Source organism: Pseudanabaena sp. 'Roaring Creek', assembly GCF_001402795.1.
Classification (GTDB): Bacteria; Cyanobacteriota; Cyanobacteriia; order Pseudanabaenales; family Pseudanabaenaceae; genus Pseudanabaena.
This window is the reverse complement of sequence record NZ_LIRE01000146.1, coordinates 1-7,628: the sequence shown is the minus strand read 5'-3', so window position 1 is coordinate 7,628 and position 7,628 is coordinate 1. Positions and strand designations below refer to the sequence as shown.

General features: G+C 46.6%; 7 protein-coding genes. 1 reads left to right on the top strand and 6 read right to left on the bottom strand.

Annotated features, from left to right (window positions below):
- Window positions 1–126 precede the first annotated feature (126 nt).
- Window positions 127–1,122, top strand: coding sequence for an o-succinylbenzoate synthase (menC, locus tag AC805_RS04650; protein WP_197278634.1), 996 nt, complete (start codon window positions 127–129; stop codon window positions 1,120–1,122).
- An 18-nt stretch (window positions 1,123–1,140) separates the two neighbouring features.
- On the opposite strand, the gene AC805_RS04645 is transcribed toward menC, so the two are convergent.
- The 6 genes from AC805_RS04645 to AC805_RS04620 form a co-directional block, all read right to left on the bottom strand.
- On the bottom strand, window positions 1,141–1,515 hold the full coding sequence (locus AC805_RS04645) for a hypothetical protein (RefSeq protein WP_009625959.1): 375 nt from the start codon (window positions 1,513–1,515) through the stop codon (window positions 1,141–1,143).
- A 142-nt stretch (window positions 1,516–1,657) separates the two neighbouring features.
- Entirely contained in the window at window positions 1,658–1,939 is a 282-nt protein-coding gene (locus AC805_RS04640) for a DUF3593 domain-containing protein (protein ID WP_055074330.1), read from the bottom strand.
- A 12-nt stretch (window positions 1,940–1,951) separates the two neighbouring features.
- Window positions 1,952–2,260, bottom strand: coding sequence for a DUF2499 domain-containing protein (locus tag AC805_RS04635; protein WP_055074329.1), 309 nt, complete (start codon window positions 2,258–2,260; stop codon window positions 1,952–1,954).
- 50 nt (window positions 2,261–2,310) lie between these two features.
- A complete protein-coding gene (locus tag AC805_RS04630; RefSeq protein ID WP_055074328.1) occupies window positions 2,311–3,288 on the bottom strand; it encodes a carbohydrate kinase in 978 nt (325 codons plus the stop codon).
- A 9-nt stretch (window positions 3,289–3,297) separates the two neighbouring features.
- Window positions 3,298–5,889 carry a cyanophycin synthetase gene (gene cphA, locus AC805_RS04625; RefSeq protein WP_055074327.1) on the bottom strand — a complete coding sequence of 864 codons (2,592 nt, stop codon included), beginning with the start codon at window positions 5,887–5,889 and terminating at the stop codon, window positions 3,298–3,300.
- A 267-nt stretch (window positions 5,890–6,156) separates the two neighbouring features.
- The gene (locus AC805_RS04620) at window positions 6,157–7,320 is read right to left on the bottom strand and encodes a GNAT family N-acetyltransferase (protein ID WP_055074326.1); all 1,164 of its coding nucleotides are present in this window, start codon (window positions 7,318–7,320) and stop codon (window positions 6,157–6,159) included.
- Window positions 7,321–7,628: the final 308 nt, after the last annotated feature.

Here is a 7,628-nt window from a genome sequence, read left to right as displayed (position 1 = left end):
GGCATAATTAAAAACCAAAACCAGAGAGCGTACCGCCCGCTACGCGGGCGGTACGCTCTTCTAGGTTTTAAGTTTACTTATGCTTAACTACTTAACATACTTTAACTTATTTTCTCTGTGACTTTTTTGATTAAATCAATTCAATTTTATCCTTATCGGCTTGCTTTTCGAGAGCCTTGGCGGACGGCTAGAGAGACGCTCTACTATAGGGAAGGATGGATCGTAGAGATCGGTGATAATGCGCTTCGGACTGGGTTGGGAGAAGCGGCTCCCCTTGATGGTTTTGGGATGGAATCGCTAGTCGAAACAGAGTTTGTCTTAAAAGAATCTGGGCGATCGCTAATTGATACCGAAATTCGGAATTTAAATGATATTGAGAATGCATTGGTTAAATACGATCGCAGCCCTGCGGCTAAACATGGGCTGGAACTAGCATTACTCCATTTACTATCTCAAGCTCAAGGTCTATCTGTTTCCCAGATCCTTGCCAATTCTATCTCAGGAGAAATTCGAGATTTCGTTCCAATTAATGCTGTAATTGGCGCGATTTCTCCCGAAAGAGCGGCTATGAAGGCAAAGGAATATATCGATCGAGGCTATCCATGTCTCAAGATCAAAGTAGGAACTCAGGATTTTGAGGCGGATTTGCAAAGAGTTTGGGCAGTCCGTTCACAAGGGGGAAATGAACTCCAAATTCGGGTTGATGCCAATCAAGGATGGTCTGTAGCCGCAGCGATCGCAAATTTAAAAAGACTTGAATTTCTCAATCTCGAATATGTCGAGCAACCTGTAGTAGCTTCCGATCTAGGGGGCATGGCTGAAGTGCGGCGATCGCAATCTATTCCTATTGCTGCCGATGAATCTGTAAACAATCTCGCTCAATTACAGAGAGTAATTGAGGCTCAGGCGGCGGATATTATCATTCTCAAGCCCATGGCTCTGGGTGGGATCATTACCGCCAAGCACGCAGCTTCACGGGCATTTCAGGCTGGATTGGACGTAGTCATAACGACAACGATCGATGGGGCGATCGCTCGACAAGCAGCTTTCGATCTAGCGGCTGCTCTACCAATTCAGAGAGCCTGTGGCTTGGCGACAGGAGATTTACTGATTGAAAATTAAAGGGAGCGAGTCACCGAATTACTGCTTCTCGCGACGGGTAGATCCAGATTCTTGAAAAATTTGGACGGCGTTGAGAGGGTCGCTACTAAAGGCTCCAGTTCGATTCACTTTTTGGGGTGAAGTATTGTAATTTCCAGGCAGGACGGGCTGGACAGTTTCAACGTCAAGATTAACATTTTGAATCTTGAGGTTGGAATTTTGGGTGCTGCGATCTATGGAAAACTGATCAGTATTGGTCGGTGAAATGGGGCGACCTTGAGCGGGACGCAAGCGATCGGCATCTCCTTGACGGGGTTGGGCAGATTGAGCAAATGCTGGGGCGATCGCGCTACTGGCGATAGTCATTATGGCAATTAGAGAAAACTGAGAAATGTATTGATAATGTCTGTTCATAAATTCCTCTTCTTAGCAGCTTTTCGATAGCCTACATAATTTTTTATTATATTCTCAAGTAATACTAATTCACTGAAGTGCGCCAACACTTCAGTGAATTAGAAAACAAACCCAGTATGGATTACGATCCATGTTGATGCCTCTAAATTTTAGGCTTGAGGGCATTTTTAAAGCCTAAAACTAACAAGATATTAGTCATTGTTAAAAAAGACTCAGCACTACCATGTAGCCAATCCACATTAGCCAGCATGTCGTGATATTGACTTTGGGCATAAATTCCTGCGGGAATTGTGATTGCCACGAATACTAATGTGCCATAAAACCCCCATAGCCCTAGCTTGGGAAATTGCCCCGATTTGGTGGCAAACCAGAGAAAAGCAAGGTAAGGAAACAAGGATAATCCAAAAAGGGATTCTTTAGACATAATTGCATTAACTTATATTTGTGGTTTCGCCCTTGTGATTTTCCAGATGAAGAAGGCCGCGATCGCTAAAGTACTATTGCCAATTAAGGTCATGGCAGCCTGAACGGTTACCAGCCATTCTAGCGAGTCCGCATTGTCGAAAAAATGCCAAGTCACCGCGCACATAGCGCTCACCAGTGCGGGAAACATTGCCCATGCTAATCCTCGCCAACCGCGATCGGGATTTTGTTTGTCATATTGCCAAATGAGCCAGATCGCTAGAGTCCACTCAATCACACTGGAAATATGAATGACCCATGTGGGCAAAGATAAAGAGTGCATAATTTTTCTAAGGTTTTAATTAATTACCCTATTCCCATTCTAGGATTTGTTTAATGCTTTGTTTCGCGCATGGCTAGGAATTCGCGAATTTGGCGATCGCTGGGTTGCCCAGCGATCGCGCCTACCGCCAAGGTCGCCAAAGCACCTGCGGCTGAAGCATAACTAATGACTTCATGGGCAAACTGAGGATCGAGCAGTTGCGTGATCGGACGGTGATAAATTTTATGAATGAATGCTGCTAAGAAAGCATCCCCCGCCCCAGTTGTATCGATCGAATGTACGGGATAAACAGCATGTTTACCTTGTTTTTCGCCTAGATAATAGCGACAGTCGCGTGCGCCATTGGTAATCACAATGCCTTCCAGATGGCTATAGGCTTGAGCGATCGCCGCTGGGCTAGTTAACCGAAATAGAAGCTTTGCCTCATCCTCAGTCATTTTCAGAAAATCGGTGTACTTTAGCAAAACAGGTAATAGCTTCGTTATCTGTTCGGGATGTTTCCAGAACATCGTGCGCCAATTGACATCAACGACAACTTTCACAAAGTACTGTTCGGCGAGTTTTAGCGCTCGCCCGATCGCCCTTGATGTCTGGGGACTGGCTAATCCCAAGGTTCCCAATACTAAAAATTTCGCATCGGCAAACAGATACTCAGGTAAATGTTCCGCCGACATTAAAGTGTCGGCAAATACCGTTTGGGCATCCCCGTTAAATTGGGCAAAACTGCGATCGCCAAAGCGATCGCGGGTTACATATACTTCACGAGTAGTAGACTCGGGATGTACCTGCACGCCTGAAGTTTCAACACCTGCGGCTCCTAACTGCTTAAGTAAGTTAGTGCCTGCGGCATCTTGACCAATGCAGCTAATTAAACTCACGGGCGTGCCCAGTTTGGCTAGACCACAAGCAACATTAGCTGGCGCTCCCCCAAAATATGGTTTCCAAGAGTTAACCTGCTCAAAGGGCAAGCCGATATCTTCAGATATTTGATCGATTAAGACTTCGCCAAGGCAAATTACACGCGGCATAGGCGGACTTTACGAGGACATTTTGGACTTTCGCGATTCAATAATACCAATAGCGAGATCCACTTTGTCAGGGAATACTACAACTAAACTGCTTTGAGGTGCGCTATCCAAGGCAGCAGCAAGGGCTTCCGCTTCATCAAGAATTGTAATACAGGGAATATTGCGATTCACCTCTTCTACTCCTTGACGCAGCAGTTCTGCCACAGCACGAGGCGCACGTCCCCGTAAGTCCTTATCTTCCTTAATGAAGATCCGCTGAAACATGCTAGCCGCTAGTTGCCCTAACTCAATAATGTCCTCATCACGCCGATCGCCTGGTGCGCCAATCACCCCGATCGCTTCGCCATTCCATTTCTGGATAAAATCAGCGATCGCCTTAAATCCCGCAGGATTATGGGCATAGTCAACCAGCGCATGATATTTACCCAAATCAAACAAGTTCATCCGCCCTGGAGTCTGGGCGCTGGAGGCGACAAAGGTGGCTAAACCTTGACGAATCTGCTCGATTTCTACATCTTGGGCAAAGGCAGCTAAACTAGCGGCGAGGGAGTTTTGGATATTAAAAGCAGCCCGTCCACCGAGGGTTAGCGGCACGTTTACAGCTTCTTCGATACGGAGCTTCCAATCCCCTTTCAAAATTGTTAAAAAGCCATTTTCATAAACTGCGGCAAGCCCACCTTGGGCAATATGGGACTTAATTAATAGATTCTCAGCATCCATACTGAAGTAAGCCACCTTTGCCTCAACTTCCTCCGCCATAGCGACAACTAAGGGATCGTCGGCATTCAATACGGCATAACCTGAGGGGAGAGCCGTTTTGACCACGACACTCTTGAGTCTTGCCAAATCCTCAATCGTATCAATGTCGCCAATACCTAAGTGATCGGCGGCAACATTCATCACAACCCCGACATCACAACCGTCAAAACCTAAGCCCGATCGCAGAATTCCACCCCTTGCGGTTTCTAAAATGGCGACTTCCACCGTGGGATCGCGCAGAATCACTTGAGCACTATAGGGACCTGTGGTGTCACCCTTTTCGACGAGACATTCACCGATATAAATCCCGTCAGTGGTGGTGTAACCTACCCTTTTACCTGTCTGCTTGAAGATATGGGCAATTAGACGGGTAGTAGTAGTTTTGCCATTAGTACCAGTGATCGCGACGATCGGCACTCGCGTTGGCGCTCCCGCAGGAAAGAGCATATCGATCACTGGGGCGGCAACATTGCGGGGAGTGCCAATACTGGGAGCCGTATGCATCCGAAATCCTGGAGCCGCGTTTACCTCCACGATCGCGCCATCGGTCTGACGGACTGGCAAGGAAATATCTTCCGTAACAACATCGATCCCCGCAATATCCAGACCGATAATTCGGGCGACCCGTTCCGCCAACCAGATGTTTTCGGGATGGATCTCATCGGTGCGATCTACAGATACGCCGCCAGTACTGAGGTTTGCGGTTGCCTTGAGGTAGCAGATCTGTCCTTTCGGTGGTACAGAATCTAGGGTAAAGCCCTGTCTTGCCAGAATATCCATACTGGTGCGATCGATCTCGATACGGGTCAGGACATTGTCGTGACCATCGCCGCGACGCGGATCTTGGTTGGTAATTTCAATCAACTGGGAAATCGTAGACACCCCATCGCCCGTGACATTGGCAGGAACGCGTTCTGCAACAGCTACAAATTTGCCATTAATGACCAATACCCGATGATCGCGCCCCGTGTGAAAACGCTCGACAATTACCTCTTCTGAGACTTCTTGCGCCATGTCAAAGGCAGCGATCGCCTCTTTAATCGTACGGACATCGATAGTGATCCCCCGACCGTGATTGCCGTTAAGTGGCTTAATCACGATGGGGAAACCGCCCACTTCGCCGATCGCATCTTCTAGGTATTTAGGCGATCTAATTGTCGTTCCCCTAGGCACTGGCACACCCGAAGCCCTCAAAATGCTCTTAGTGCCTTCTTTATCACAGGCTAGCTCTACAGCCAAAATGCCCGTTTTATTGGACAAAGTTGCTTGAATGCGGCTTTGATGTACGCCATAGCCCAACTGGATCATGGCTCGACTGCCCAATTCTAGCCAAGGAATTTTTTTTGCCTTGGCTTCGGCAACTATGGACTCGGTACTAGGTCCTAACTGACCATCTAAACGAATATCCCTTAAGTCCTTGAGATCTTCTTGTAACTCTTGAGTGGCGTAGGTTCCTGTTTCTAAAATGCTAGTACAGATTCTCACTGCTGCCCGCGCTGCATAGCGTCCTGCACCTTCGGTTTGATATTCAAATACGACTTGATAGACATTATGTTCGACGGTAGGTCTGATCGTGCCAAAGTCCACCTTCATGCCGACATAGCCTTGAAGGGCGATCGCAATATCTTTGACAATTTCCGCTAGAAAATCGGCATCGCTAATATCGTTGCGTTGAGCGATATCTTTCCCCGCTAGACTTGGCAGAACCTTGCATAAACTTTGATAAAAACTAGTTCGTTGTACTTGAAAACCCTCTAAATCTAATCGCACAACTACAAGCTGATGCCGTTGGATACTCCAATAATTTGAACCACGTAATGTCTGGATTTTGAGAATTTTCATAGTCAAGCGTTTTTAAAGGTGCATCCAATGCCTAAATGTCCAGTACCTAATCCTAGCGATCTTGTGGATCTTCATTTTGTATAAATTGAACCAAAGTTAGATCGGTTAACAGTAACTTCTATTAAACATGATTCATTAAGCATGGTTCTTGAGGGGCTTTACCCTGAAGTAAATCCCAAAATTTTGTTCAATCTACCGCAAAGTCGTAGTTTTGGCAATTTCTGCGGTAAGAATGATCGCCCCTAAGATAGCAGATATCGCTGCTCGTTATAGAGGTTCATCGGTATGTTGATGCTGCTGTGGCAAGGTTTCAATTCTGCCTGGGATTGGTTTTTGGGTAGGCTGCAAACCAGACAACATTCGCGAAAGCTGTAATCCATCAAGAACGGTTTTAGTCTCGCGGATTTTGTGCCATACCGATCGCGCCATTAGTAATGAATGCCCCTGCCGTTGGGCGTGAATTTCTTCTAAATAGTCCTCGCGTTCGGGTTGATAATCTGCTGATGACAGTTGCAAACTGACGTTTTCTGAAGATTGTTTGGTAACGATACGCGCGATTTGGGAAGTCAGTTCGGGGTAAAGCCATGTGTAGGCGGGATGCACCGTCAGCTGACAATGGTGAGTAAGCTTTTCTTCGGGCTGATTTACTGTCGGACGCTGCAACAGGAGATAAAAATAACCGATCGCTGCCTTGCGCTGGGGTTCATAGACATAACCCGATACGTCCTGTAAATGATTGATCAGTAATGAACCATGATTCACCAATTTGTCGATGGTCTTGGCGCGAAAATCATCAACATTGAGATCGTAAACTTGGCGAATATGGGGAGGCATCGCGGCGGTATCGAGTTGATAAAGCAGACTCGCATCAGCATTACTGACGGGCATCAGATTGGGCAGATCGGGACAATGCTGAGCAAGTTCCACTAAACTTTCGGTTCCAATCTCCCAATCAGTAAATTGGGCAAGAGGCTGGAATCCATTTTGACGATAGAGGGCGATCGTGTCTTTTTGGTTAATATCGACCTGCAATACCCATGTTCTTGCTTCTAAGCAAGATTCTAGGCAATAGCGGATCAGTTGCGTGCCGACATTATGTTGACCATTCTGAGCTTCGGGCAAAACCACCACGCGATCGATCTGCCAAGTGCTGCTGTTGTTATTAAAGGGAGAAACCCGAATGAACCCCTGAATAATGCCATTGCACTCAGAGACATAGGCTCTCACATAGGGCTTCAGCAAGGTTTGCACAGGGGCAGGAAGCCAACTCGCCAGTTGATGCAGGCTGACTTTTTGCCGACTGCGACAACCACTCAGATCGCTAACCGCAATCTGTTCGAGATCGTTAGGCGATGCAAATCGCTGAATGAACTCTAGGTCGCGGTGTTGAAGCGGACGGATCGTATTACCAAGCACTGGAAAAGGTTGCATAACTGCTTGTGCCAGAGAAATAGTTGGTGAAATTTAGAAATACCGCCTCGAAAAGGATGGCGACGCTCTTTAAAAAATACTTTCTTTAAATTTGACTTTGGTTCCACAATGGGTGTTTGTCCTTATGTCCTTATTTAAGGATCTCAGGCTAATCATTAGCCCACAATCAGCAGACATTAGCCAATAGCTAATTTACTATTAGGCACTTGCGGATAAAAAATGTCCCACCTTGTTATCTAGCCTCGACTATACTCACCTAACTTTGGCTGAGCGTAGTCAAAGCCACAGGTACTTTAATTAATAGCAAG